Origin of the sequence: Thioclava sp. F36-7 (genome assembly GCF_002020075.1) — a bacterium.
Lineage (GTDB): Bacteria > Pseudomonadota > Alphaproteobacteria > Rhodobacterales > Rhodobacteraceae > Thioclava > Thioclava sediminum.
The window spans coordinates 256713-282069 of sequence record NZ_MPZR01000004.1 but is presented as its reverse complement, the minus strand read 5'-3'; the positions used below and the strand labels follow the sequence as shown (position 1 = coordinate 282069).

Below are 25357 nucleotides of genomic sequence, written 5' to 3'. Positions count from 1 at the left end.
GTCGCCGAGATCAGTTGGCTTGCTTCGCCAGCTCGTCGTCGAGGATTTTCTTGAAGTCGTCCCAAGCCATGTTGGAATGCTTCTCGCCGTCGATGATGAAGGTCGGCGTCGCGTCAATCTTGTCGTCGCCCGCGTTCTTCTGGAAGGTCGCGACCATCCGCTCGGCGCGCTTCTCGTCGTTCATGCAGGCGGTGACCTGATCGTTGCTCAGCCCGGCCTGCAGGCCGATCTTGCGCAGGTTGTCCGCGATGGTCTGCGGCTTGCCGTCGCCGATCCAGTCCTTCTGCTTGTTATAGATCATGTCCGAGATCGCGTAATATTTCGGATCGCCACCGCATTGCGCGATCAGACCGGCCCAGACACCGAACTTGTCGAAATAGACTTCGCGCTGGATGAACTTCACCTTGCCGGTGTCGATGTAGTTCTTCTTCAGCTGCGGATACTCGACCTTGTGCCATTCGGCACAGTGCGGGCAGGTATAGGAGGCGTACTCGATCACGGTGACCGGCGCGTCTTCCTGACCCAGAACCACGTCGGGCAGAGTCTCGACATCTTTGTTCGCCGTGGCTTCCTGCGCTTGGGCCGCAGTGATCAGGCTCGCCTCGCTGTGTTGGCTGGCATACCAGCCGCCCGTCGCGAGAAGCCCCATGACAGCCGCGCCGCCGAGGATCGAAAGAGTTTTGCTCATCTATCTGCCTTTCTTGTGTGCAGCCCGCTCTGCGGACTTCGATAGAACGTTTCTTGCCAGTTCTTCCAGCGCCGATTTGAGATCGGCATCGCCACAATCGGCCACCTGCGCCTTCGCCTCTTCGGCGACGCGGGGGTCCGGCTTGCGGGGTTCGGGTTTGGGTTTCGGTGCGAATTGCGCCTGACCTTCGGCAAAGCCGGTCGGCGCGGTCTGCGTCAAAGAGATGCGCGAGATCGCGTTATAGCCGTAGCAGGCATTCACCTTGTCGCGGATTTGCGGCAACTGCATCTGAAGCATGGGCGCCGCCGCCCCGGTCGTCAGCAGGGTAAGGGTCGCGCCGAAGCCGCCTTTGGTGTAGCCGATCTTGACCGGGCGGCATTGCGCGGCGGTGTCCGGGCCCACCACTTCCGCCCAATGGGTCAGCAGGCGCGAGACCGCGAAACCGCGCGCTTCACCCGCGGCGCGGATACGGTTGCGCAGCAGCCCGCCCGCGGCTTCGAAGCCACGCATTCGCCGCGAAGGCGTCTTTTGCGGGTCGCTTTTTTTCATTCGTGGGCGGTTCCTCTTGATCCATCCCATTCTAGGAAGCACATCGGGCCGGGCCAACCGTTCGGCAAGAGGGGAGCATAAACATTGCGTGACGGTAAAGGGGCAATCGGCGAAACCCTGCTCACCTGGTACGATACACATGCCCGCGTCATGCCGTGGCGCGTGTCGCCTGCGGATCGTGCAGAGGGCGAACGGCCCGATCCCTATCGCGTCTGGCTCTCCGAGGTGATGCTGCAGCAGACCACGGTCGCCGCCGTGCGCGATTATTTCCGCCGCTTCACTGAGCGCTGGCCCGATGTGGGTGCACTCGCAGCAGCCGAGGATGGCGACGTGATGGCCGAATGGGCCGGGCTTGGCTATTACGCCCGCGCCCGCAACCTGCTGAAATGCGCGCGTGTCGTGGCAGGTGATCTGAACGGGCATTTCCCCGAAACGGCGGCAGAACTGCAAAAGCTGCCCGGCATCGGCCCCTACACCTCCGCTGCGATCGCCGCCATCGCCTATGACGAGCCTGTGGCCGTGGTCGACGGCAACGTCGAGCGCGTCGTCTCGCGGCTTTTCTCGGTCGACACACCGCTGCCCGGTGCGAAGACAGAGCTGACCGAATTGACGGCGCAAATCACGCCCGAGGACCGACCCGGAGATTTCGCGCAGGCGATGATGGATCTGGGCGCGACGATCTGCACGCCGCGCAATCCGGCCTGTGGCATCTGCCCGCTCATTGATTCCTGCACCGCCCGCGCTGCCGGGATCGCCGAGACGCTGCCACGCAAAGCCCCGAAGAAGGAAAAGCCCACCCGCCGCGGCTTCGCCTATGTCGTGATGAACGGCCAGGGCGACGTGCTGCTGGAGCGCCGCCCCGACAAGGGGCTTCTGGGCGGCACGCTGGGCTTTCCTGGCTCGGACTGGTCGGACGCGCCGACACCCGCCCCGCCGATGCAGGCCGACTGGACGCTCTCCCCGGTCGAGGTGCGCCACACCTTCACGCATTTTCACCTGATCCTGCAGGTCCACGTCACCCGCACGGAAGCCGGCGCCATGACCCCGCGCGCCGATTTCCGGCCCGGCGATTTGCCCACGCTGATGCGCAAGGTCTGGGATGCCGCCCAAAGCGCCGAATGGCCGCAACCCGAGTGATTGTATCGGGTTAGCGTTCCGCTAGTATGACCGCGCCCGCATCGCTCACGAGGCTCCGATGTCCAGCCGCGACGAAATCCGCCGCCCCTCTCACGCCCTGCCCTTCTGGCTGTCGCTCGGCACCGTGCCGCTGGCGGGGATCGAGGCGTGGTTCGGCGGTTGGACACTGATCCTGCTGCCCGCCTATGCGTGGTGGTTGACGACCGTGCTCGACCAGCTTCTCGGCCGTAACGAGGATCAGCCCGACACCGAGACGCCCGAAGCCGAGCTGTTCTGGTATCGCGCGATCACACTGATCTGGTTCCCGATACAGGCGACAGTGATCTTCGGCACGATCTGGTGGGTGACGCATACCGATCACCTGAACGACTTCGAGATCGTCGCCCTGATGTTCGGCACAGGCGTGATCTCGGGCACGATCGGCATCGTCTACGCCCACGAATTGCTGCATCAGAAAAGCAAGCTGGAACGCTGGCTGGGCGATCTGCTGCTGGCGAGCGTCCTTTACTCCCATTTCCGGACCGAGCATCTCCTGGTCCATCACCTCTGGGTCGGCACGCCGCGCGATGCGGTCTCGGCGCGCTACAACGAGGGGTTTCACCGCTTCTTCTGGCGGGTGATTTTTGAGTGCCCCCGCTCCGCATGGAAGGCGGAGAAACTGAAGTTGAAGCGCGCGGGTCGCCCGGTCTGGCACCGCTCCAACCCGTTCTGGCGCTACGGCACATTGCAGGCGCTGGCGCTGATCGTGGCGGCGCTACTGGGTGGCTGGATGGGGCTCGGTCTGTTCCTGCTGCAGGCGCTCTTCGCGGTCTGGCAGCTGGAGCTGACCAACTATGTCGAGCATTACGGCCTGACCCGCCAATACAAGGGCGAGGGGCGCTATGAGCATGTTCTGCCCCGTCATAGCTGGAACGCCGATCACATGGCCTCGAACTGGCTGCTGATCAATTTGCAGCGCCATTCGGATCACCATTACAAACCCGACCGCCGCTTCCCGCTCCTGCAGACCTACGATGCCGAAGAAGCCCCGCAGCTGCCCTTCGGCTATCCCGGCATGACGGCGCTCGCGATGATCCCGCCGCTCTGGCGTCGCCGGATGAACCCGCGCGTCCGGGCGTGGCGGCGCAAATACTACCCCGATGTCGAGGACTGGACGCCCTACAACAAGGGCACCACCCCGCTGCCGCGCGGCTCTTTCTGAGGCGCCCCTTCCTCTTGGCAGAAATATCCCCGCCGGAGGCTCCTGCGGCTGCAACACGCGCAGGCGTCAGGTCACGACGCGCATCGTCAGGTTGATCCGCCCGCCCTTCGGCATCAGCGGCGAGGTGCCGGGCTTCACGCGGTCGATTCCATGATAGAGCAGCCGCGCCTCGCCCCCCATCACCATCATGTCGCCCGAGTGCAGCCAGATACTTTCGGTCTTTCCCCCTCGCGTGCGGTTGCCGATGCGAAACAACCCGTCATCGCCCAGCGAGACCGAGACCACGGGCTGATCGAAATCCTGCTCGTCGCGGTCCTGATGCATCCCCATCTTCGCACCTTCGCCGTAAAAATTGATCAGGCAGCATTCGGGGGCGCGGGGCGTGCCCGAAACCGCCTCCCAGATATCGAGGATCGGCTGCGGGATCTCCGGCCAGGGCTGGCCGTCGGGATGGGTCTCCGAATAGCGGTAGCCGCGCCGGTCGGAGATCCAGCCGAAGCGCCCGGCGGAGGTCATGCGCACCGACATCGGCTTGCCGTAGGGTGTCATCGGCGAGAACAGCGGCGCCTGCGCCACGACGCCGCGCAGCGTCTCGATCAGCGCCTTCTGCTCGTCGAGGTCCAGCCAGCCGGGATAATGCCGGAAGCCGCGAATCTCCTGCGGATCGGGCCGAGATATTGCGTGTTTCGGATTTTCTGTCATTTTCTCACCCTCTTCCTCGGGGGAGCCTTCTTGCAGCCCGATTTTCCCCTCCTTATATACGCTTCGAAGCCGAAGGCGGCTCACACCGCCAGATAGCAGAACATGAAACCGAAACCCAAGGGATAGGGGCCGGGGGCCTGAATGGACCCGTTCCCCGTCATATCGCCAAGAGAGGTAACATCATGGGTAAAGTCATTGGTATCGACCTCGGGACTACGAACTCCTGCGTCGCCATCATGGATGGCGCACAGCCCCGAGTGATTGAAAACTCCGAAGGGGCGCGCACCACCCCCTCGATCGTCGCCTATACGGACGACGAACGTCTGGTCGGCCAGCCGGCGAAACGTCAGGCGGTCACCAACCCCTCGAACACCGTTTTCGCTGTTAAGCGTCTGATCGGTCGCCGCACCACCGATGCGGAAGTCGAGAAGGACAAGAAACTCGTTCCTTACAACATCGTCGACGGCGGCAATGGCGACGCATGGGTCGAAGTGAAGGGCGACAAGTACTCCCCCGCACAGGTTTCGGCCGTGATTCTTCAGAAGATGAAGGAAACCGCCGAGAGCTATCTGGGTGAGGAAGTCACGCAGGCCGTCATTACCGTGCCCGCCTACTTCAACGACGCTCAGCGTCAGGCCACCAAAGACGCCGGCAAGATCGCCGGTCTCGAAGTGCTGCGCATCATCAACGAGCCGACCGCGGCTGCGCTGGCCTATGGCCTCGACAAGAAAGAATCGAAAACCATCGCGGTCTATGACCTTGGCGGCGGTACCTTCGACATCACCATCCTCGAGATCGACGACGGTCTCTTCGAAGTGAAATCGACCAACGGCGACACGTTCCTCGGCGGTGAAGACTTCGACATGCGCATCGTCAACTACCTCGCTGACGAGTTCAAAAAAGAGCATGGCGTCGACCTCACCAAAGACAAGATGGCGCTGCAGCGTCTGAAGGAAGCTGCCGAGAAAGCGAAGATCGAGCTGTCGAGCTCGAGCCAGACCGAGATCAACCAGCCCTTCATCTCGATGGGCAAGGACGGCACCCCGCTGCACATGGTCATGAAACTGACCCGTGCGAAGCTGGAAAGCCTCGTGGGCGACCTGATCAAGGCCTCGCTGAAGCCCTGCGCCGCCGCGCTCAAGGATGCCGGCGTCTCCAAAGACGAGATCGACGAAGTCGTGCTCGTCGGCGGTATGACCCGTATGCCGAAAGTCGTGGAAGAAGTGACCGGCTTCTTCGGCAAAGAGCCGCACAAGGGTGTGAACCCGGATGAGGTCGTGGCGCTCGGTGCGGCCATTCAGGCCGGCGTTCTGCAAGGTGACGTGAAAGACGTCGTCCTGCTCGACGTGACCCCGCTGTCGCTCGGCATCGAGACGCTGGGTGGCGTGTTCACCCGCCTGATCGATCGCAACACGACGATCCCGACGAAGAAGAGCCAGGTGTTCTCCACCGCGGAAGACAACCAGAACGCAGTGACGATCCGGGTCTTCCAGGGTGAGCGCGAGATGGCTGCCGACAACAAGATGCTCGGCATGTTCAACCTCGAGGACATCCCGCCGGCCCCGCGCGGCATGCCGCAGATCGAAGTGACCTTCGACATCGACGCGAACGGCATCGTGTCCGTTTCGGCGAAGGACAAGGGCACCGGCAAGGAGCAGAAGATCACGATCCAGGCGTCCGGCGGTCTGACCGACGACGAGATCGAGAAAATGGTTCAGGACGCCGAGGCGAATGCCGACGCGGACAAGTCCCGCAAGGAACTGGTCGAAACCAAGAACCAGGGCGAATCGCTCCTGCACTCGACCCGCAAGTCGCTCGAAGATCACGGCGACAAGGTCGATGCCTCGACCGTCGAAGCGATCGAACTGGCGGCCAACGCGCTTGAGGAAGCCCTCAAGACCGAGGAAGCCGGCAAGATCAAAGGCGCGATCCAGAACCTGACGGATGCGGCGATGAAACTCGGCGAGGCCATCTACAAGGCCGAGCAGGAGAAAGCCGGTCAGGGCGAGAGCTCCAACGACGAAGACAGCCCGCGCGATGTCGATGAAGATATCGTCGACGCTGACTTCGAAGATCTGGGCGAGGACGAGCGCAAGTAATTGCGCATGGAATGTCGGGCGGGCCTGCCTTTTCTAAGGGCGGGCCCGCCTGCGTTCCGCCAAGGGGGTAACCAATGGCAAAACGCGACTATTACGACGTTCTGGGAACTGCCAAAGGCGCCTCGGCCGAAGAGATCAAGAAAGCCTATCGCAAGAAGGCGAAAGAGCTTCATCCCGATCGCAATTCCGACAATCCCGATGCCGAGGCCCAGTTCAAGGAAGTGAACGAGGCTTACGACGTCCTCAAGGACGCCGAAAAGAAAGCAGCGTACGACCGGTTCGGTCATGCGGCATTCGAAGGCGGCATGGGCGGCGGGCGTCCGGGCGGCGGCTATGGCGGCGCGGGCGGTCAGGGCGACTTCGCCTCGGCCTTCTCCGACGTCTTCGAAGACCTGTTCGGTGATTTCATGGGCGGCGGCAGAGCCGGTCCCGGCGGTGGGCGTTCGCGCGCGCAGCGGGGCTCCGATCTGCGCTACAACATGCGCGTCACGCTCGAAGAGGCGTATCGCGGCACCCACAAGACGATCAACGTGCCAAGCTCGGCCGCATGTACCGAGTGTAACGGCTCCGGTGCGGAAGGCGGCTCCGAGCCGCAGACCTGTCCGACCTGTTCGGGTCTGGGCAAGGTGCGCGCGCAGAACGGCTTCTTCACGGTCGAGCGGACCTGCCCGACCTGTGGTGGCCAGGGCCAGGTGGTGAAGAACCCCTGCAAGGTCTGCCATGGTGCAGGCCGGGTGGAGGTCGATCGCCAGCTTCAGGTCAACATCCCTCCGGGGGTCGAGACCGGCACCCGCATCCGTCACGCCGGCGAAGGCGAGGCGGGGCTGCGCGGTGGTCCGTCGGGCGATCTCTACATCTTCATCGAGGTCCAACCGCACGCGATCTTCGAGCGCGAAGGCACCGATCTGCATTGCCGCGTGCCCGTCAGCATGGCGACCGCAGCCCTTGGCGGCGAAGTCGAAGTGCCGACGATAGATGGCGGCCGAAGCCGTGTGAAAATCCCGGCCGGCAGCCAATCGGGTCGGCAGATGCGCCTGCGTGGCAAAGGGATGCCCGCGCTGCGCGGCGGCGGGGCCGGCGACATGTTCATCGAACTGGCCGTCGAAACCCCGGTGAACCTGACCGCACGGCAGAAGGAAATCCTCAAGGAGTTCCAGGGGATCGAAGCCGAGAACAACCCGGAAGGCGCGAGTTTCTTCAAGAAAGTCAAAAGCTTCTGGGATGGCATGACCCAGTGATCATTTGGAAAAGGCGCCTTCGGGCGCCTTTTTTCTTGTCCGGCTCGCAATCGATTAAGGCTTTCTTCAATCCGAATCGTTCATGGTCTGTTTCATGGACCAGATGCCCCATCATATGCAGGAACCTCCGCTGCCGTTGTTCAACGGCGGCACCGCGATCCGTCCGCCGCCGGGCGCGTCCAAGCCGTCCTATCTGTTCGATCATCGACAACGGCTGCGCACGCGGTTCATGGAAGGCGGCGCGCAGGCCCTGCCCGATTACGAACTGCTCGAACTGGTGCTGTTTCGCGCGATCCCCCGGCGGGACGTCAAACCCCTCGCCCGTCGCCTGATCGAAACCTTCGGCGATTTCGGGCGGGTGGTCTCTGCCCCGCCTCACCGCCTGCGCCAAGTGACCGGCGTGGGCGAGGCCGTGGTGATCGAGCTGAAGCTGGTGGAGGCCTCGGCGCAAAGGCTCGCACGCTCGAAGGTGATGCATCGACCGGTGCTCAGCTCGTGGCAGGCGCTCGTCGATTACTGTCACATGGCAATGTCCCATGCCGAGACGGAGCAGTTTCGCCTTCTGCTGCTGGACCGGAAGAACGCGCTGATTGCGGATGAGGAACAGGGCCGCGGCACGGTTGATCATGTTCCCGTCTATCCGCGCGAGGTGATGAAGCGCGCGCTGGAGGCCAATGCCTCGGCGCTGATTCTGGTGCATAATCACCCCTCCGGAGATCCGACCCCGTCGGAGGCGGATATCGCCCTCACACGGCAGATCGACGAGGCGTCGAAACTCTTCGGCATCGTGCTTCACGATCACCTGATCCTCGGTAAGGACTGCGAGATCAGCCTGCGGTCGGAGGGTTACTTCTGAGCGGTCAGGCCCTGAGACTCGAACCCGTCAAGCGGCAGAACCACCGCGCCGCCATCGGAGGGACAGGCGGGCAGATCGAGAGAGATCGGCATCGCCGCGGTCCCGGTGCCATGCATCCGCATCAGCCGACCGCCGACCGACTTGCCGCAATCGTCAACTGACAGCGTCGCCTCGAGTTGCAGCTTGAGCGCGGTGAGCGTCTTGGGGGCGGTATAGATTTCGATGCGTTTGCCGTCTGCGGAGGTGAAGCTTTGCATATAGCCGCCCAGCGAGGTGTCCGGCGTGCGCGGCTTGGTCACGTCGAGATGGCCTGCATCGTCGAACTGCGCCCCGTTCTCATAGGCGTTCAGATGCAACGGGCTTTGTGCATCGGTCACCCAGATCGCGCGGTTGATCTTATCGAGCCCCGACGCCGCGGCCTCGACCTGTGCGATCGTCGATCCACCGGTGGTGACTTTCAGCGACGTCGTCGGCGCGAGCAAAGGCAGGATAGCCGAGAAAGCCCCGGACTTATCGGTTTGCCCGGCGATCGAGAGCGACGCATCGCGGATCGCCAGTTTCGTATCGGGATGGCACGGCGCGCTCAGCTCAAGCTTGGTCAGCCCATCGCCTGCGGGGGTCACCGACAGGACGGCATGCCCGCAATCGGCCGCGTCGGTTTTCAACGGCATCGGTTGCGGAAGCGAAGAGGTGAACCGGTCGCCCGATGTGCGCACCGTCGCAGGCACGATGCCGACGCCGGAATCCGTCGCGAAATGATAGACGGGAGGGTTGCGAAGTACGGTTTTCGAAATGAGCTGAACGCGCGGTTCCTCCCGCGGCTCGACCCGATTTCTCCAAGTCTCGCGGCTGACCGAGCTTGCCACCAAAGACGCACCGAGTTGCGGACGTGGACCCACGCTTTGCATCACATGACCCGTCGCGGCGGCGAGCAGGAACGTCGCTCCGATCATGGATATCTTGCGAATGGTGCGCATCGCCGCCTCGAACTGGGGTCTGTCTTAGAAAACTGCTTAATAATTTTCTAATGACCGAAAGCGGCGAAGCTGCGGCGCGAATTGGGAAATAGTGCCTCTCACGCGGCTGGCGCAGGGGGTGAACCTGCCAAGAGAGTCAATGACTCCAACAAGATATGGAAAAGGCGGCCGAAGCCGCCTCAACTTTGCCACATTCGCGTCAGAGTTGTGTCAAACTAGCTGCCCGTGGCAATGCTTGAACTTCTTGCCCGACCCGCAGGGGCAAGGATCGTTGCGCGAGGGATCGCCCCAGGTCGCCGGATTCGTCTCGTCGAATCCCGGCAGCGGTTCGCCCACCACCTCGACCTCGGGCACCGCCTCGGCCTGGACTTCCGCCGACGCTTCGGTCGGTGCGGGCTGCTGCTGTTGCGCCTGCATCATCTGCGCCTGCTCTTCTTCGGTGAGCGGACGGATGCGGGCCAGCTGCTGCGTCACGTCCGAGCGCAGGCTGTCGAGCATGATCTCGAACAGCTGGAAGCCCTCGGTCTTGAATTCCGACAGCGGATCGCGCTGCGCATAGCCGCGGAAACCGATGGTCTGGCGAAGCTGATCGAGCGTGACCAGATGCTCGCGCCATTTCGCGTCGATGATCTGCAGCAGGACCTGCTTTTCGATCATCTGCATCGTGTCGGCGCCGAACGCCTCGGCCTTCTCGGCCATCAGCGTATCGGTCGCTTCCTCGAGACGCTCGGTGACAACTTCCTGATCGACGCCCTCTTCCTCGGCCCATTCCGCAAGCGGCACGTCGAGGTTCAGCTGTTCGATCACCTCTTGATGCATGCCTTCGACATCCCATTGATCGGCATAGGATTTCGGCGGCATGTAGCGGTCCACGAGATCCTCGATCACCTGCACGCGCATGTCGCGGGTGATCTCGCCGACCTCTTCGGTTTCCATGATTTCGCGACGCTGCGAGAAGACCGCTTTCCGCTGGTCGTTCATCACGTCATCGAATTTCAGAAGCTGCTTACGGATGTCGAAGTTGCGGCCCTCGACCTTCGCCTGCGCGCGCTCGAGCGACTTGTTCACCCACGGGTGGACGATCGCTTCGCCCTCTTTCATGCCCAGCTTGGACAGAACCGAATCGAGCTTGTCGGAGCCGAAGATCCGCATCAGATCGTCTTCCAGCGAGAGGAAGAACAGCGAGCGGCCCGGGTCGCCCTGACGGCCCGAACGGCCGCGGAGCTGGTTGTCGATGCGGCGGCTTTCGTGGCGCTCGGTCGCGAGAACGAACAGGCCGCCCGCTTCCAGAACCTTCGCCTTTTCCTCGGCGGTCGCCGCGTCGATCCGCTTGCGAACCTCTTCGGGATCCGCATCGGGATCCGCCGCGAGTTCGTCCTGCACGCGCATCTCGACATTACCGCCGAGCTGAATGTCGGTCCCGCGGCCTGCCATGTTGGTCGCGATGGTCACCGCGCCCAGACGACCGGCCTCGGCGACGATGGTCGCTTCCTGCTCGTGCTGGCGGGCGTTCAGGACGTTGTGCTTGATGCCGGCCTTCTTGAGCATGTCCGAGAGCATCTCGGACTTCTCGATCGAGGTGGTGCCGACGAGCATCGGCTGACCCTTCTCGTTGGCTTTCTTGATCGCCTCGACCACGGCGTCGTATTTTTCCTGCGCGGTGCGGTAGACGCGGTCGTGTTCGTCTTTCCGCGCGATCGGGCGGTTGGTCGGGATCTCGACCACGCCGAGCGAGTAGATCTCGGCGAATTCCTCGGCCTCGGTGGCCGCGGTGCCGGTCATGCCGCCGAGCTTGTCGTAGAGGCGGAAGTAGTTCTGGAAGGTGACCGAGGCCAGCGTCACGTTCTCGGGCTGAATCTCGACGCCTTCCTTGGCTTCGATCGCCTGATGCAGGCCTTCCGAAAGGCGGCGGCCCTTCATCATGCGGCCGGTGAATTCGTCGATCAGCACGACCTCGCCCGATTGCACGACGTAGTTCTGATCCTTGAAGAACAGCTTATGGGCGCGCAGGGCCTGGTTCACGTGGTGCACGATGGTCGTGCTTTCCGGATCGTAGAGCGACTGGCCCTCGGGCAGAACGCCCCCCTCCAGGAGGATGTTCTCAAGGAAGTCGTTGCCCTCTTCGGTGAAGGTCGCGGTGCGGGCCTTCTCGTCGATGGTGTAATGCTCTTCGCTCAGGCTCGGGATGAACTTGTCGAGCGTGATATACAGCTCCGAGCGGTCGTCGGAGGGACCCGAAATGATCAGCGGCGTCCGCGCCTCGTCGATCAGGATCGAGTCGACCTCGTCGATGATCGCGTAGAAATGGCCGCGCTGCATCATCTGGTCGACCGAGGTCTTCATGTTGTCGCGCAGATAATCGAAGCCAAGCTCGTTATTCGTCGAATAGGTGATGTCGGCGGCGTAGGCCTGCTTCTTCTCGGGCTCGGCCTGGAAGGGCACGACGACGCCGGTGGTCAGACCCAGCGCGCCATAGACCTTGCTCATCCATTCCGCGTCACGTCGTGCGAGATAGTCGTTCACGGTGACGACATGTACGCCCTTGCCGGCGAGCGCGTTCAGATAGGCCGGGAAGGTCGCGACGAGGGTTTTCCCTTCGCCCGTCTTCATCTCGGCGATGTTGCCCTGATGGAGGAAGATGCCGCCGACGAGCTGCACGTCGAAGGCCCGCAGGCCGAGTGCACGCTTCGCGGCTTCGCGACAGTTGGCGAAGGCTTCGGGCAGGATCTTGTCGAGGCTTTCGCCCTCTTCCTGGACGCGGCGCTGAAACTCGCGGGTCTTTTCGATGATCTGTTCGTCGGAGAGGGCTGCGAACTCCTCCTCCAGCGCGTTGATCTTGGCCACCAGCGGGCGCACCGATTTCACCTTACGATCATTCGACGTGCCGAAGACCTTCTTCGCGAGTGTTCCGATGCCGAGCATGTAATCTCCGAGGGTAGCTGACCAGATCGTTATTCCCTGTGCCTTGTCGCATAGGGTTTGCTTGCCTAGAAGAGCTAGCGAAACAAGGCCGAAATGGCTCTTACAGGCCCTAGGCGATGTAAGGGGCGGCTGCCAGACTGTCAACGCCGCCTAGAGACGCGGCAGAAAGGAAGTGGCAAGGATGCCGAATCTGACGAAACTGTTCGCGAGTGTCGCGATCTGCGCAATGACTGCCGGGATCGCACAGGCCGATGACGCGAAAGCGCCTGCCGCCGCTGCGGATGCCGCGAAATCGGAAACCGCCGCCAAGCCGCGCACCGACCTGAGCGCCGACACCGTGGTCGCCACCGTGAACGGTCAGGATATCACGCTGGGCATGATGCAAACGGTACGCGACGGCCTGCCCGCGCAGTACCAGCAGCTGCCCGATGACAAGCTGTTCCAAGGCGTTCTGGAGCAGCTGATTCAGCAGACCGCGCTTGCCCAGCTGGAAGAAAAGCGCATCACCCAGCGCGACAAGATCGCTCTCGAAGTGCAGAAGCGCGCGTATCTCTCGGGTGCGATGCTGAACTACACCGCTGACAAGGCCGTGACCGACGAGGCCGTGCAGAAGGCCTATGACGCGAAATACGCCAAGGCCGAGCCGACCAAGGAATATCACGCGGCCCATATCATCGTGAAAACCAAGGAAGAGGCCGAGAAGATCAAGAAAGAGATCGACAACGGCGGCGACTTCGCGGAACTGGCGAAGAAGAACTCGACCGATGGTGCTGCGGCCAATGGCGGCGATCTGGGCTGGTTCAAGCTCGATGCGATGGTCAAGCCCTTCGCCGATGAGGTTGCAGGCATGAAGGACGGCGAAGTCGCCGGTCCGATCCAGACCCAGTACGGCTGGCATGTCGTGAAGCTGCTCGGCACCAAGATGGTCGACGCACCGAAACTGGCCGATGTGCGCAAGAAGCTCGAAGGCGATATTCGCCAAGAGGCTGTCCAAAACCGCGTAAAGGCTGTTGTGGACGAAGCCAAAATCGACAAGATGACCGACGGGATTGATCCGAGCGTTCTGAAAGATCAGTCCATCTTGGGTAGCAACTGATCGATCAAAAGGCGGGCGCGATGGCGAAGAAAAAGTCGAAGGACACCAAGGAGTTGAAGACCAAGGTCAAGAAGCTCCGCGCCAAGGTTAAGGCGTTGAAGTCCGACCTTTCCACCGCGCCCGCCGCTGCCGCTTCTGCGGCGCAGACCAAGGCGAAATCGGAAACGATTTCGCCGCTTGCCCCCGCGAAATTTCCCGATCTTCCGGAAATCGCGGGGGTCGAATTCGCCTCCGCCGCGGCGGGGGTCAAATATGCCGGCCGCACCGATGTGATGCTGACGCGGGTCGCGCCGGGATCGTCGATCGCGGGCGTGTTCACCACCTCCTCCACCCGCGCGGCCTGCGTTCTCGACTGTCAGGAAAAGCTCGCGATGCGCGCGCCTGCCGAGACGGGCGCCGCGATCATCGTCAACTCGGGCAACGCCAACGCCTTCACCGGGAAAAGCGGTCAGGAGAGCGTCGACAAGGTGACCGGAGCGGTGGCTCAGGCGCTCGATATGCCGATCAGCCGCGTGTTCTCGTCCTCCACCGGAGTCATTGGCGAGCCGCTTCCGCATGACAAAATCGTCGCGGTGATCGACGGCCTGACGCAGCGCCTCTCCCCTGCCGGCATCGAGGATGCCGCGCGCGCGATCATGACGACCGACACCTATCCCAAAGGCGCCTTTGCCGAAGTTCAGGGCGAAGGCGGCAAGATCAAGATCGCCGGGATCGCGAAGGGCTCTGGGATGATCGCGCCGAACATGGCGACGATGCTGGTCTACATCTTCACCGACGCGAAAATCACGCCTGCACGGCTGCAGAAGATGCTGTCGCGTCAGGTCGACGACACGTTCAACGCGATCACCGTGGACAGCGACACCTCGACCTCGGATGCGCTGATCGTCGCGGCGACCGGGAAATCCGACGCCGCCGAAATCGCCGATCTGCGCTCGGAGCCTGCGAAGGCGTTCGAAGCCGGGCTGCGCGAGGTGATGATGGATCTCGCGCATCAGGTCGTGAAAGACGGCGAAGGGGCCACGAAATTCGTCGAGATCCGCGTGACGCGGGCGCGCTCGAACGAGGATGCGCATAAGATCGCGATGTCGATTGCGAACTCGCCGCTGGTGAAGACCGCGATCGCCGGCGAGGACGCGAATTGGGGCCGCGTGGTGGCGGCTGTCGGCAAGTCCGGGGCCGAGGCCGATCGCGACAAGCTCAAGATTTCCTTCGGGGACATGGTCGTGGCCGAGAAAGGCTGGCGCGTGCCGGATTACTCCGAGGAGGCCGCGAGCGCCTATATGAAGAATGATGAACTCGTGATCGGCGTCGATCTCGGTCTTGGCCGCGCGTCGAAATCGGTTTGGACCTGCGATCTGACCCACCGCTACATCGACATTAACGCGGATTATCGTTCGTGAAGATGGTTCTAGTATCCGCCGTCGCCCTGATCGACGCCGACGGGCGCGTGCTTCTGGCACAGCGCCCCGAAGGCAAGTCGATGGCAGGTCTGTGGGAGTTTCCCGGCGGCAAGGTCGAGGCAGGCGAGACGCCCGAAGCCGCGCTGATCCGCGAGCTGGACGAGGAGCTGGGCATCCAAACCCATCAGAGCTGCCTCGCGCCTCTGACCTTCGCCAGCCACGCCTATGACGACTTTCACCTGCTGATGCCGCTGTTCGCCTGCCGGAAGTGGGAGGGGATCGTCAGCCCGCAAGAGGGGCAGACCCTCGCCTGGGCGCGGGCGCGCGATCTGCGCGACTACGAGATGCCGCCGGCGGATATCCCCCTGATCCCGATCCTGCGCGATTGGCTCTGATTGGGGTTAATCTCTGATCGAGGTTACCGCGCGATTAACCTTCGTGACCTTTTCTCCCAACTCTCGCCTCCGACGCGGCGGGATCCCCGTTTCCATTTGCCGTTCCTTAACGCCTTGCGCTTCTAATGAGCGCTCAAGGGAGGAACCAAATGCTCAGAACCATTCAGATCGGCAGCAGCGTCTTCGTTCAGGGAGTTTACGAACGGACGCTGGATTGCGGGCGCATCCTCGTGCGCGTCGGCGATGCGCTCTTTGCCGGGCGTCCCGTCAATCGCTGACGCAGCCGAATGACAGCCACAGATGTAAAACGGGGGCCCGAAGGCCCCCGTTTCTATATTCGTAAATCGGTCCCGAAGGATCAGAGCGTCCGCTCGACCTCTTCGCGCTCGAAGATCTCGATGACATCGCCGGGGCGGATATCGTCGTATCTCTCGAAGGCCATGCCGCATTCCTGACCGGAGGGCACTTCCTTGACCTCGTCCTTGAAGCGCTTGAGCGTCTTCAGCGTGCCTTCGTGGATCACCACGTTGTCGCGCAGCAGGCGCACGCCAGCCGAACGGCGGGCCACGCCCTCGGTGACGATACAACCCGCGACCTTGCCGACGCCGGTGACCTTGAACACTTCCTTGATCTCGGCATAGCCGATGAAGTGCTCGCGGATCTCGGCCGACAGGAGGCCCGAAGCGGCGGCTTTGATGTCGTCCACCAGATCATAGATAATCGAGTAGTAGCGGATCTCGACGCCCTTCTGGTTCGCGGCGTTGCGCGCAGGCGCATTGGCACGAACGTTGAAGCCGATGACCGGCGCGTTGGACGCCTCGGCCAGCGTGATGTCGGATTCGGTGATTGCACCGACGCCCGAATGCAGCACGCGCACGCGCACCTCTTCGTTGCCGACCTTCTCGAGCGCCTGAACGATCGCTTCCGCCGAGCCCTGCACGTCGGCCTTCACCAGCACGGGCAGTTCGGTGACGCTTTCGTCGGCCTTGGCTTTCGCCATCAGCTGCTCCAGCGTCGTCGCGGCACCGGCAGCGGCGCGTTTGTCCTTCGCGGCCTGCTCGCGGTATTCGGCGATCTCGCGGGCCTGCGCCTCGGTCTCGACGACGTTGAGAACGTCGCCAGCCTCGGGCGTGCCGTTGATGCCAAGCACCTCGACAGGAACCGACGGACCGGCCTCATCGACGCGGTCGCCCTTGTCGTTGATCAGCGCGCGGACCTTACCCCACTGCTCGCCGACGACGAAGATGTCGCCTTTGCGCAGCGTGCCGTTTTGCACCAGAACCGTCGCGACCGGGCCACGGCCCACGTCGAGCTTGGCTTCGATCACCGCACCTTGCGCGGCGCGATCGGGGTTGGCCTTGAGTTCGAGCAGTTCGGCCTGAAGCGCGATGGCTTCGAGCAGCTGATCGAGGCCTTTGCCGGTCTTGGCCGACACTTCCACGTCCTGCACGTCACCCGACATCTCTTCGACGACGACTTCGTGCTGCAGAAGCTGGGTGCGGACCTTCTGGGCATCCGCATCGGGCTTGTCGCATTTGTTGATCGCAACGATCATCGGAACGCCAGCGGCCTTCGAGTGATTGATCGCTTCGATCGTCTGCGGCATCACCGAGTCATCGGCTGCCACCACGAGCACCACGATATCGGTGACATTGGCACCGCGGGCACGCATCGAGGTAAAGGCCGCGTGGCCGGGCGTATCCAGGAAGGACAGCGTCGCGCCGCTCTCGGTCTGCACCTGATAGGCGCCGATATGCTGCGTGATCCCGCCAGCCTCGCCGGAGACGACGTTCGCCTTGCGGATCGCGTCGAGCAGCGAGGTCTTGCCGTGGTCAACGTGGCCCATGATCGTGACGATCGGCGGGCGCGGCTGCAGATCTTCTTCCTTGTCGTCGACCTGATCGATGACCTGTTCGACATCCGCATCGGAGACGCGCACGGACCGGTGACCGAATTCCTCGATCACGAGTTCCGCGGTATCGGCGTCGAGCGTCTGGTTCGCGGTGACCATCATGCCCATCTTCATGAGCGTTTTGACCACATCGGCCGCGCGCTCTGCCATACGGTTGGCGAGCTCCGACACGATGATCGTCTCGGGAAGCTGCACTTCGCGCGACTGCTTTTCAGCACGCTGCGAGCCGCCCATCGCCTTCTGACGGGCCTTCTCCTGCTTGCGCTTCATCGCAGCAAGCGAACGCTGGCGGCCTTCGCCACCCGAGAGCGCATCGCTCAGCGAGAGCTTGCCCGAACGGCGGTTGCCGCGGTCATTGCCCTTGTTGTTGCGATCGTTGCGCGTGTCACGCTCACGATCCGTCTTGCGCGGACCCGAAGCGGACACACCCTTGGTCTCGGCGCGGGCGGCAGCAACCTCCACGGCAGCCTGATCGACCGGAGTGTCTTTCTTCGGTCCGCCCTTGCGGATCTCTTCTTTCTTCTTGTCGCGAAGTTCGGCCTCGCGCTTCTTGCGCTCGTCCTCTTCAGCCTTGGCCTTCAGGGCCGCTTCGCGTTCACGCTCCTCGCGCTCCTTGGCCTCTGCCTCGGCGCGACGACGCTCACGTTCTTCTTCGCGGGCTTTTTCCTCGGCCTCGCGGGCGGCGGCCTCTTCGACCTCACGCGCCTTCGCGGCCTGAAGCGCCTTCAGGCGACGCTCCATCTCGGCGTCGGAAATCCCGGCGGGGCGCTTCGACGGATCGCCAAGGGAAGTTTTGTTACCCCCTCCCTTACCAGCGCCTGCCGCCGGTTTGTTCAGCACCCGCTTCTTGCCTTTCGTCTCGACCACGACGTTCTTGGTGCGCCCGTGCGAGAAGCTTTGCTTCACCTGCCCGGGGCGCCCGCCGCCCAGTCCGAGAGTCTTTTTGCCGTCCGTATCGCTCATGCCGTCTTCGTATCCTTCATGGCGGTCTTGCCGCCGTCCTGCTTGCGTACGCCCGCAAGCCTCGATGCGTCTTCAATTACGCGCCGGGTGAGGCCACCGGCTGCAAGCGCGCCGTGTATCGCACGATCGCGGCCGAATGCCAAACCCAATTCCTGAGAGGTGAGGCAGCCGAACCAGCGCCCGCCTTCGGGCGTCCACAGCTTGCCCTTGCCCCTGTCCGAGCCGTCGCTTGCCTGTAGCAGCACTTTCGCGCGCCCCTCGGCCAGCCAGCCCTTGACCTTTTCGAAGCCGACAACCGCTTTGCCAGCCTTCCGCTCCAGAGAAATAAGCTCCACAACGCGAGAGGCAAGGGCCAGTTCCACCAATTCCACCAGATTTTCTGGGGTTTTGGCCGCCTGCTTCGCTGCGCGAGCAAACAATCCCTTTTTCATCGCCGTCTCAATGACGCCGCGTTCGGAGGTGACCCAGATTCCGCGGCCGGGCAGCTTGCCTGCCACGTCCGGATAGATCATCCCATCGGGTCCGAGCACGAAGCGGACAAGCCCCGCCTTCGGCTGAACATCGCCGGTGACGATGCAGCGCCGTTCGGGGTCGTCGTTGGTTTTCGGCTTTCCGCCGCGACTCATCTAAGCTCCTCTCCGGTCGGGACCGAGGCTTACGCCTCGGCCTCCTCCTCGGTTTCCTCTTCGCCTTCGTCTTCCGCGTCGCTTTCCAGCTCGGACGGGTCGACCCAGCCCAGCTGAATACGCGCGGTCATGATCAGGTTCTGCGCCTCTTCGAGGCTCACGTCGAATTTCTCGAGCAGACCGTCATCCTTCACGCGCTGACCGTCGACCGTGGTCCAGCCACCGGCCAGTTCCCAGTCGGCGCAGGTCGCGAAATCTTCCAGCGTCTTGACGTCGTCTTTCGCGAGCGCCTCGATCATCTGCGGGGTCAGGCCTTCGAAGTCGAACAGCGACTGCTCGACGCCCATTTCCTTCGCCGCTTCCAGCGCCTTGCGGTTCTGCTCTTCGATCACGTCGCGGGCACGGGCCTGCAGTTCGCCTGCGGTGTCCTCGTCCACGCCTTCGATCGACAGCAGCTCGTCCATGTCGACATAGGCCACTTCCTCGAGCGAGGTAAAGCCCTCGGCCACGAGCAGCTGCGCGAAGAACTCGTCGAGGTCCAGCGCGTCGACGAACAGCTTGGTGCGCTCGGCGAACTCGGCCTGACGGCGCGCCGATTCCTCGGCTTCGGTCAGGATGTCGATGTCGAGACCGGTCAGCTGCGAGGCCAGACGCACGTTCTGACCGCGACGGCCGATGGCGAGCGACAGTTGCTCGTCCGGGACCACGACTTCGATCTTCTGCGCTTCCTCGTCGATCACCACTTTCGACACTTCGGCCGGCTGCAGCGCGTTCACGAGGAAGGTCGCCTGATCTTCGTTCCACGGAATGATGTCGATCTTCTCGCCCTGAAGCTCGCCGACGACGGCCTGCACGCGCGAACCGCGCATACCGACACAGGCACCGACCGGGTCGATCGAGTTGTCATAGGAGATCACGCCGATCTTCGCGCGCGAACCGGGATCGCGGGCCACGGCCTTGATCTCGATGATGCCGTCGTAGATTTCCGGCACTTCCATCTTGAACAGCTCGGCCATGAATTCCGGCGCGGTGCGGCTGAGGAAGATCTGCGGGCCACGGGTCTCGCGGCGCACGTCTTTCACATAGGCGCGGATGCGGTCGTTCGGGCGGTAGCTTTCGCGGCCGATCTTTTCGTTGCGGCGCAGGATCGCTTCGCCACGGCCCACATCGACGATGATGTTGCCGTATTCCTCGCGCTTGACGGTGCCGTTGATGATCGTGCCGATGCGGTCCTTGAACTCTTCGTACTGGCGATCACGCTCTGCTTCGCGGACCTTCTGCAGGATGACCTGCTTGGCCGATTGCGCGGCGATGCGGCCCAGATCGACCGGCGGCACCTCGTCGACGATCTGATCGCCGACCGAGGGGTTGTCGAGATACTGCTTCGCCTGCTCGACGGTCAGCTCTGCCTGATAGTTCTCCAGCTCCTCGTCTTCGACGACGGTGCGGACGCGGGTGAAGGTCGCCTTGCCGGTCTTGCGATCGATCGAGACACGGATGTCCATCTCCGCGCCGTAACGCGACTTCGCCGCGCGCGCGAGGCTTTCTTCCATCGCCTGGATCACCAGATCCGGGTCGATCATCTTTTCGCGCGCCACCGCCTCGGCGGTCTGCAGAAGCTCAAGCTGGTTGGCTGCCGTGATGGCCATCTCAGTTCTCCTCCTCGGGGGAATCGTCAATCTCGTCAAATTCAGCTTCGTCGACGCCTTCGGTCGCCTTCTTCTGGCGCAGCATCTCGTCGATCAGCTCATCGGTCAGCACCAGCTTCGCATCCGCGAGCCAGTCGAACTGGAGGCCGATCACGACGTCTTCGCCGTTCTCGTCCAGCTCGATCAGGATTTCCGAGCCTTCGGTGCCGCGCAGGATACCCTTGAAGCGCTTGCGTCCGTCGATCTGCTCGGAGGTCTCGATCTTCGCCTCGTAGCCTTCCCAGATGTCGAAATCCTTAAAGCGCGTCAGCGGCCGGTCGATCCCGGGCGACGACACTTCCAGCGTATATTTGTCCTCGATCGGGTCTTCCACATCGAGAGCCGCGGACACGGCGGTCGAGATCGCGGCGCAATCGTCCACGATGATCCCGCCATTGGGGCGGTCTGCCATGATCTGAAGCGTGGCCGTCTTGCCGCCCTGCAGCCGCAGCCGCACGAGCTCGAAGCCAAGCCCCTCGATCACGGGGGTCACGATCTCGGCCAGACGCCGGTCGATGGCGGTCTTGGCGATCAGGTCGGTCATGTCTCTCTTTCCGATCCTACAAAAACAAAAAACGGGCCGTTGCGGCCCGTCACACGTTTCCGGTGGGCGTCAGGTTTGGACCCCGGCGCGCCGCTGTTGATGGCGATATAGTCCTGTATTGCAGATTCCGCAAGTGGAATCAGGTTTGGGCCCCCGCCCGCGGATTGTCGCGCCAAACGCGGAAGTTCAGCGCACCCGCCAATGTCAGCCAAACGAGATAGGGAAAGACCAGCAATCCGGCCAACATATCGAGCTGCAGGAAGGCCAGCATCATCGCCGCAACGGCGACCCAGAGGCAGATCAGGACCAAAAGCCCGAGCCACAGCCGATGCGCCCCGAAGAAGACCGGCGTCCAGAGCGTATTCAGCGCGATCTGCACCGCGAAGAGAGCGAGCGCGATCTGGCTGCCCGCCTCGGGGGCGATGCGCGCCGCGGCATAGGCCACCGAGACATAGAGATAGGTCCAGGCGACCGGGAAGACCCAGTTGGGCGGCGTGAAGCCGGGCTTTTTCAACCCGACATACCATGCGCCCGGCTTGAAGATAATGCCCGTCGCAGCGGCGGCCGCGGAGGCCACGAGAAACAACAGGAAATAGGTAAGCGTCATGGCGGCCCCGATCGAAATCTTTTGCTAGATCAGGATCTAAGCTCATCCATCGCGCGGACAAGCCCGGCGGTGATCCCCGGCTCGGAGAGCGCATGCCCCGCCATCGGCACCAGCTGAAGCTTCGCCATCGCCCAGCCCTGCGCCAGCCGATAGGCCGAGGTTGGCGGGCAGATCATATCGAGCCGCCCCTGTACGATGGTCGTCGGGATATGCTCGATCTTGTGGCGGTCACGCAGGATCTGACCGTCCACTTCAAGGAAGGCCGCGTTCTGGAAATAATGGTTCTCGAGCCGGGCGAAAGCACGGGCATAATCGGGCGAGGCTTCGCCGGGCGGGCCGTCATAGCGCACCGAGGCCAGCGCGTTTTCCCACATCGCCCAGTGCCGCGCATAGCGCGCTTCGGCCATGTAGTCGCCCGAGAACAGCCGCTTGTGATAAGCCCCGATCAGATCGTGCTGCTCGTCTTCCGGAATCGGACGCCGGAAATTCGCCCAGAGATCGGGATAGAAATTCCCCGCGCCGCCGCCGTAGAACCAGTTGAGCTCGGCCTGCGTCGCAAGGAAGACGCCGCGCAGAATCAGGTTCGACGCCCGGTCGGGATGCGTCTGCGCATAAAGCAGCGCCAGCGTCGCCCCCCAGCTACCGCCGAAGACCATCCAGCTGTCGATGCCGAGCGTCCGGCGGATCTGCTCCATATCCGCGATCAGATGCCAGGTCGTGTTATCCGCGACGCTGGCATGCGGGCGCGAGAGACCGCAGCCGCGCTGATCGAACAAGATGACCCGGTAATGCTGCGGATCGAAGAATCGCCGCATCGTGGGTGAACAGCCGCCCCCCGGCCCGCCATGGCACACCACGACCGGCTGCCCCTCGGGATGACCCGATTGTTCGACGTAAAGAACATGGCCATCGCCCACGTCGATCCGGCGCTGATCGAAGGGTTCGATCGGCGGATAAAGATGGGCGCCCGATGCGCGCTTTTGCCCTGCAGTTCTGTCCATGTCTGGACTATATAGAGCAAAAGGCGCGCCCGCCATGGGCTGCCCGAAAATCAATGCGAGGAGAGCAATGGCAGATCCGGCAAACAGCATCGACCCGTCCGAAGTCGCCAAATTCGAGGCGATGGCCGCCGAATGGTGGGACCCGAACGGCAAGTTCAAACCGCTGCATATGCTCAACCCCTGCCGGCTCGATTACATCACCACCCAGATCGCCACGCAGTTCGGCCGCGACCTGAAAGCGCCGCGCCCGTTCGAGGGGCTGCGCCTGCTGGATATCGGTTGCGGCGGCGGGCTTCTGTCCGAGCCGATGGCGCGGCTTGGCGCCACGGTCGTGGGCGCGGATGCCGCCGAGGGCAACATCCCAGTGGCGCGGCTGCACGCCGAACAGTCGGGGCTCGAGATCGACTACCGCCATTGCGCGGCGGAAGATCTGGCCACGAAGGGTGAGCAGTTCGATGTCGTCCTCGCGATGGAGATCATCGAACATGTCGCCGACCCGCAGGGCTTCGTGAACACGATCCAGAGCCTGATGAAACCGGGCGGGCTGATGATCTGCTCGACGCTGAACCGCAACCCGAAAAGCTACATGGTCGCGATCATCGGTGCCGAGCGGGTGATGCGCTGGCTGCCCGTGGGCACGCATGAATGGTCGAAATTCGTCACCCCCGACGAGCTCTACGAGCTGTCGCGCAAGGCGGGGCTCGACCCGGTCGACCGCCGCGGCATGGTGTTCAATCCGCTGGCGTGGACCTGGTCGCTCTCGGAGCGCGATCTTTCGGTGAATTACGCCATCGCAGCGGTGAAGCGGTAAGGGGCGCTGCCCCTCTTCGCCTGCGCGAATTCACCCCGGGATATTTCAGCCAACACGAAGAGAGGCGATTTTCGCCTTGGGTCAAATATCCCGGGGGAGTCTCTGAAAGAGACGGGGGCAGCGCCCCCTCTTACTTTTTCTTCGGACGGAAGGCTTTGATCCGGGCCGGATCGGTCTCGATATAGCCCGCGCCGATCAGGTCGAGGCAATAGGGGACGGCAGCGAAGACCGCATCGAGGCAGGTCGCGATGGCCGAGGGTTTGCCCGGCACCATGATGATCAGCGATTTGCCCGCGATCCCCGCCGATTGGCGCGACAGGATGGCGGTCGGCACTTCCAAAAGGCTCGCGCGGCGCATTTCTTCGCCGAAGCCCGCAAGTTCCTTCTCGATCACGTCGAAGCAACCCTCGGGCGTCTCGTCGCGCGGCGCGGGGCCAGTGCCGCCGGTGATCAGGATCAGATCGGCTTCCGCATCGACCAGTTCGCGGAGTTTCGCCGCGACCGACTCGCGACCGTCGGGGATGATGTGACGCTCGATCTCCAGCGGCGAGGTGACCACGCCGCGCAGATAGTCCTCGCAGCCCGGACCGCCCTTGTCCTCGTATTCGCCGCGCGACGCGCGATCGGAGACGGTGACGATGGCGGCCTTGGGCTGCGAAAAGCTCATTTCTTCACTCGCGCGTTGCGGGTGGCGATCAGTTTCAGTCGCAGCGCGTTGAGCTGGATGAAGCCCGCCGCGTCCTTCTGATCGTAGGCGCCAGCGTCTTCCTCGAAGGTCACATGGGCCTCGGAATAGAGCGAGTAATCCGACCACCGCGCCACGGTGCGGGCCGCGCCCTTGAACAGCATCAGCTTCACCGTGCCGGTGACATATTCCTGCGTCTTGTCGATCAGCGCCTGCAGCGCCTCGCGCTCAGGGCTGAACCAGAAGCCGTTATAGATCAGCTCCGCGTAGCGCGGCATGATCGAGTCCTTCAGGTGGCCCGCGCCGCTGTCGAGCGTGATCTGCTCGATGCCGCGGTGCGCTTCTAGCAGGATCGTGCCGCCGGGGGTCTCGTAGACGCCGCGCGACTTCATGCCGACGAAGCGGTTCTCGACGAAATCGAGACGGCCAATGCCGTGGGTCTTGCCGTATTCGTTGAGCTTGGTGAGGATCGTCGCCGGGCTCATCGCCTCGCCGTTGATCGACACCGCGTCGCCCTTCTCGAAGCCGATCTCGATGAATTCAGGCTCATCGGGGGCCTGCGTGATCGGATCGTCGGTGCGCTGATAGACGTAATCGGGCGCCATGTCGGCCGGATCTTCCAGAACCTTGCCCTCCGACGAGGTGTGCAGAAGGTTCGCATCGACCGAGAACGGCGCTTCGCCGCGCTTGTCCTTGGCGATCGGGATCTGGTTCGCCTCGGCGAATTCCAGCAGCTTGGTGCGCGAGGACAGGTCCCATTCCCGCCACGGCGCGATCACCTTGATCGACGGGTCGAGCGCATAGGCCGACAATTCGAAGCGGACCTGATCGTTGCCCTTGCCGGTCGCACCATGCGCCACCGCATCGGCGCCATGCTTATGCGCGATCTCGACGAGATGCTTGGAGATCAGCGGCCGCGCGATCGAGGTGCCCAGCAGATAGAGCCCTTCATAGACCGCATTGGCGCGGAACATCGGGAAGACGAAATCGCGGACGAATTCTTCACGCGCGTCGAGAATATGGATATTCTCCGGCTTGATGCCGAGCATCTCGGCCTTCTTGCGCGCCGGCTCGAGCTCCTCGCCTTGGCCGAGATCGGCGGTGTAGGTGATGACCTCGCAGCCGTATTCGGTCTGCAGCCATTTCAGGATGATCGAGGTATCGAGGCCGCCCGAATAGGCAAGCACGACTTTCTTGGGCGCGGACATGCGGCATCTCCCGGTTTTCTTGTTCCGCGACGGAATAGAAGCTTTTTTTCCA

At 63.0% G+C, this 25357-nt stretch carries 23 protein-coding genes; 10 read left to right on the top strand and 13 right to left on the bottom strand.

What is annotated here, in order from left to right:
• Positions 1-10: 10 nt before the first annotated feature.
• Positions 11-688 carry a DsbA family protein gene (locus tag BMI89_RS09345; protein ID WP_078522249.1) on the bottom strand — a complete coding sequence of 226 codons (678 nt, stop codon included), beginning with the start codon at positions 686-688 and terminating at the stop codon, positions 11-13.
• A complete protein-coding gene (locus BMI89_RS09340) occupies positions 689-1237 on the bottom strand; it encodes a DUF721 domain-containing protein (RefSeq protein ID WP_143593871.1) in 549 nt (182 codons plus the stop codon).
• An 84-nt stretch (positions 1238-1321) separates the two neighbouring features.
• On the opposite strand from BMI89_RS09340, the gene mutY reads away from it, so the two are divergent.
• Positions 1322-2374 (top strand): A/G-specific adenine glycosylase, encoded by a 1053-nt coding sequence (gene mutY / locus BMI89_RS09335; protein WP_078570710.1) that lies wholly within the window; start codon positions 1322-1324, stop codon positions 2372-2374.
• Positions 2375-2432: 58 nt separating this feature from the next.
• Positions 2433-3575, top strand: a complete 1143-nt coding sequence (locus BMI89_RS09330) for an alkane 1-monooxygenase (protein ID WP_078570709.1) — start codon at positions 2433-2435, stop codon at positions 3573-3575.
• A gap of 66 nt (positions 3576-3641) precedes the next feature.
• Here BMI89_RS09330 and BMI89_RS09325 read toward each other — a convergent pair whose 3' ends face one another.
• A complete protein-coding gene (locus BMI89_RS09325; protein WP_078570708.1) occupies positions 3642-4277 on the bottom strand; it encodes an alpha-ketoglutarate-dependent dioxygenase AlkB in 636 nt (211 codons plus the stop codon).
• Between the two features lie 182 nt (positions 4278-4459).
• Between BMI89_RS09325 and dnaK the strand changes: the two genes are divergently transcribed.
• The 3 genes from dnaK to radC all read left to right on the top strand — a co-directional run bounded on the left by dnaK (position 4460) and on the right by radC (position 8470).
• A complete protein-coding gene (dnaK, locus tag BMI89_RS09320) occupies positions 4460-6376 on the top strand; it encodes a molecular chaperone DnaK (RefSeq protein WP_078550926.1) in 1917 nt (638 codons plus the stop codon).
• Between the two features lie 74 nt (positions 6377-6450).
• Positions 6451-7614, top strand: a complete 1164-nt coding sequence (gene dnaJ, locus BMI89_RS09315; protein ID WP_078570707.1) for a molecular chaperone DnaJ — start codon at positions 6451-6453, stop codon at positions 7612-7614.
• A 115-nt stretch (positions 7615-7729) separates the two neighbouring features.
• Complete coding sequence (gene radC / locus BMI89_RS09310; protein ID WP_246832004.1) at positions 7730-8470, top strand: DNA repair protein RadC; 741 nt, start codon at positions 7730-7732, stop codon at positions 8468-8470.
• On the opposite strand, the gene BMI89_RS09305 is transcribed toward radC, so the two are convergent.
• Positions 8461-9423, bottom strand: coding sequence for a hypothetical protein (locus BMI89_RS09305; RefSeq protein ID WP_143593870.1), 963 nt, complete (start codon positions 9421-9423; stop codon positions 8461-8463). The genes radC and BMI89_RS09305 overlap by 10 nt on opposite strands.
• Before the next feature lie 234 nt (positions 9424-9657).
• Complete coding sequence (gene secA / locus BMI89_RS09300) at positions 9658-12369, bottom strand: preprotein translocase subunit SecA (protein WP_078570705.1); 2712 nt, start codon at positions 12367-12369, stop codon at positions 9658-9660.
• 181 nt (positions 12370-12550) lie between these two features.
• Between secA and BMI89_RS09295 the strand changes: the two genes are divergently transcribed.
• The 4 genes from BMI89_RS09295 to BMI89_RS21220 all read left to right on the top strand — a co-directional run bounded on the left by BMI89_RS09295 (position 12551) and on the right by BMI89_RS21220 (position 15538).
• Positions 12551-13465, top strand: a complete 915-nt coding sequence (locus BMI89_RS09295; RefSeq protein WP_078570704.1) for a peptidylprolyl isomerase — start codon at positions 12551-12553, stop codon at positions 13463-13465.
• Between the two features lie 20 nt (positions 13466-13485).
• On the top strand, positions 13486-14865 hold the full coding sequence (argJ, locus tag BMI89_RS09290) for a bifunctional glutamate N-acetyltransferase/amino-acid acetyltransferase ArgJ (RefSeq protein ID WP_078570703.1): 1380 nt from the start codon (positions 13486-13488) through the stop codon (positions 14863-14865).
• Entirely contained in the window at positions 14862-15260 is a 399-nt protein-coding gene (gene mutT / locus BMI89_RS09285) for an 8-oxo-dGTP diphosphatase MutT (protein WP_078522238.1), read from the top strand. The genes argJ and mutT overlap by 4 nt, the downstream gene beginning before the upstream one ends.
• Before the next feature lie 149 nt (positions 15261-15409).
• Entirely contained in the window at positions 15410-15538 is a 129-nt protein-coding gene (locus tag BMI89_RS21220) for a hypothetical protein (protein ID WP_256365680.1), read from the top strand.
• Between the two features lie 80 nt (positions 15539-15618).
• Here the strand turns inward: BMI89_RS21220 and infB are convergent, their stop codons facing one another.
• The 6 genes from infB to pip all read right to left on the bottom strand — a co-directional run bounded on the left by infB (position 15619) and on the right by pip (position 22601).
• A complete protein-coding gene (gene infB / locus BMI89_RS09280; protein ID WP_078570702.1) occupies positions 15619-18135 on the bottom strand; it encodes a translation initiation factor IF-2 in 2517 nt (838 codons plus the stop codon).
• The gene (locus tag BMI89_RS09275; protein WP_078541598.1) at positions 18132-18761 is read right to left on the bottom strand and encodes an RNA-binding protein; all 630 of its coding nucleotides are present in this window, start codon (positions 18759-18761) and stop codon (positions 18132-18134) included. Before BMI89_RS09275 ends, infB begins: the two co-directional genes overlap by 4 nt.
• Before the next feature lie 29 nt (positions 18762-18790).
• Positions 18791-20410 carry a transcription termination factor NusA gene (gene nusA, locus BMI89_RS09270; protein ID WP_078570701.1) on the bottom strand — a complete coding sequence of 540 codons (1620 nt, stop codon included), beginning with the start codon at positions 20408-20410 and terminating at the stop codon, positions 18791-18793.
• 1 nt (position 20411) lies between these two features.
• Positions 20412-20993: a ribosome maturation factor RimP gene (rimP, locus tag BMI89_RS09265; RefSeq protein WP_078541597.1), complete on the bottom strand. Its 582-nt coding sequence runs from the start codon at positions 20991-20993 to the stop codon at positions 20412-20414.
• A gap of 139 nt (positions 20994-21132) precedes the next feature.
• Positions 21133-21600, bottom strand: coding sequence for a TspO/MBR family protein (locus tag BMI89_RS09260; protein WP_078570700.1), 468 nt, complete (start codon positions 21598-21600; stop codon positions 21133-21135).
• Between the two features lie 29 nt (positions 21601-21629).
• Positions 21630-22601, bottom strand: coding sequence for a prolyl aminopeptidase (gene pip / locus BMI89_RS09255; RefSeq protein ID WP_078570699.1), 972 nt, complete (start codon positions 22599-22601; stop codon positions 21630-21632).
• 67 nt (positions 22602-22668) lie between these two features.
• On the opposite strand from pip, the gene ubiG reads away from it, so the two are divergent.
• A complete protein-coding gene (gene ubiG, locus BMI89_RS09250; RefSeq protein WP_078570698.1) occupies positions 22669-23412 on the top strand; it encodes a bifunctional 2-polyprenyl-6-hydroxyphenol methylase/3-demethylubiquinol 3-O-methyltransferase UbiG in 744 nt (247 codons plus the stop codon).
• Positions 23413-23542: 130 nt separating this feature from the next.
• Here ubiG and mog read toward each other — a convergent pair whose 3' ends face one another.
• Complete coding sequence (gene mog, locus BMI89_RS09245) at positions 23543-24079, bottom strand: molybdopterin adenylyltransferase (protein ID WP_078550935.1); 537 nt, start codon at positions 24077-24079, stop codon at positions 23543-23545.
• Positions 24076-25305, bottom strand: coding sequence for an argininosuccinate synthase (locus tag BMI89_RS09240; RefSeq protein WP_078570697.1), 1230 nt, complete (start codon positions 25303-25305; stop codon positions 24076-24078). Before BMI89_RS09240 ends, mog begins: the two co-directional genes overlap by 4 nt.
• Between the last annotated feature and the right edge of the window lie 52 nt (positions 25306-25357).

Bases quoted from the DNA above. Each gene is read 5' to 3' on its own strand.
- infB (WP_078570702.1), bottom strand. From the start codon at position 18,135: ATGAGCGATACGGACGGCAAAAAGACTCTCGGACTGGGCGGCGGGCGC.
- BMI89_RS09305 (WP_143593870.1), bottom strand. From the start codon at position 9,423: ATGATCGGAGCGACGTTCCTGCTCGCCGCCGCGACGGGTCATGTGATG.
- rimP (WP_078541597.1), bottom strand. From the start codon at position 20,993: ATGACCGACCTGATCGCCAAGACCGCCATCGACCGGCGTCTGGCCGAG.
- dnaK (WP_078550926.1), top strand. From the start codon at position 4,460: ATGGGTAAAGTCATTGGTATCGACCTCGGGACTACGAACTCCTGCGTC.
- ubiG (WP_078570698.1), top strand. From the start codon at position 22,669: ATGGCAGATCCGGCAAACAGCATCGACCCGTCCGAAGTCGCCAAATTC.
- BMI89_RS09340 (WP_143593871.1), bottom strand. From the start codon at position 1,237: ATGAAAAAAAGCGACCCGCAAAAGACGCCTTCGCGGCGAATGCGTGGC.
- BMI89_RS09295 (WP_078570704.1), top strand. From the start codon at position 12,551: ATGCCGAATCTGACGAAACTGTTCGCGAGTGTCGCGATCTGCGCAATG.
- secA (WP_078570705.1), bottom strand. From the start codon at position 12,369: ATGCTCGGCATCGGAACACTCGCGAAGAAGGTCTTCGGCACGTCGAAT.
- pip (WP_078570699.1), bottom strand. From the start codon at position 22,601: ATGGACAGAACTGCAGGGCAAAAGCGCGCATCGGGCGCCCATCTTTAT.
- BMI89_RS09325 (WP_078570708.1), bottom strand. From the start codon at position 4,277: ATGACAGAAAATCCGAAACACGCAATATCTCGGCCCGATCCGCAGGAG.
- mog (WP_078550935.1), bottom strand. From the start codon at position 24,079: ATGAGCTTTTCGCAGCCCAAGGCCGCCATCGTCACCGTCTCCGATCGC.
- BMI89_RS09330 (WP_078570709.1), top strand. From the start codon at position 2,433: ATGTCCAGCCGCGACGAAATCCGCCGCCCCTCTCACGCCCTGCCCTTC.
- BMI89_RS09345 (WP_078522249.1), bottom strand. From the start codon at position 688: ATGAGCAAAACTCTTTCGATCCTCGGCGGCGCGGCTGTCATGGGGCTT.
- argJ (WP_078570703.1), top strand. From the start codon at position 13,486: ATGGCGAAGAAAAAGTCGAAGGACACCAAGGAGTTGAAGACCAAGGTC.
- BMI89_RS09275 (WP_078541598.1), bottom strand. From the start codon at position 18,761: ATGAGTCGCGGCGGAAAGCCGAAAACCAACGACGACCCCGAACGGCGC.
- BMI89_RS09260 (WP_078570700.1), bottom strand. From the start codon at position 21,600: ATGACGCTTACCTATTTCCTGTTGTTTCTCGTGGCCTCCGCGGCCGCC.
- BMI89_RS21220 (WP_256365680.1), top strand. From the start codon at position 15,410: ATGCTCAGAACCATTCAGATCGGCAGCAGCGTCTTCGTTCAGGGAGTT.
- radC (WP_246832004.1), top strand. From the start codon at position 7,730: ATGCAGGAACCTCCGCTGCCGTTGTTCAACGGCGGCACCGCGATCCGT.
- dnaJ (WP_078570707.1), top strand. From the start codon at position 6,451: ATGGCAAAACGCGACTATTACGACGTTCTGGGAACTGCCAAAGGCGCC.
- BMI89_RS09240 (WP_078570697.1), bottom strand. From the start codon at position 25,305: ATGTCCGCGCCCAAGAAAGTCGTGCTTGCCTATTCGGGCGGCCTCGAT.
- nusA (WP_078570701.1), bottom strand. From the start codon at position 20,410: ATGGCCATCACGGCAGCCAACCAGCTTGAGCTTCTGCAGACCGCCGAG.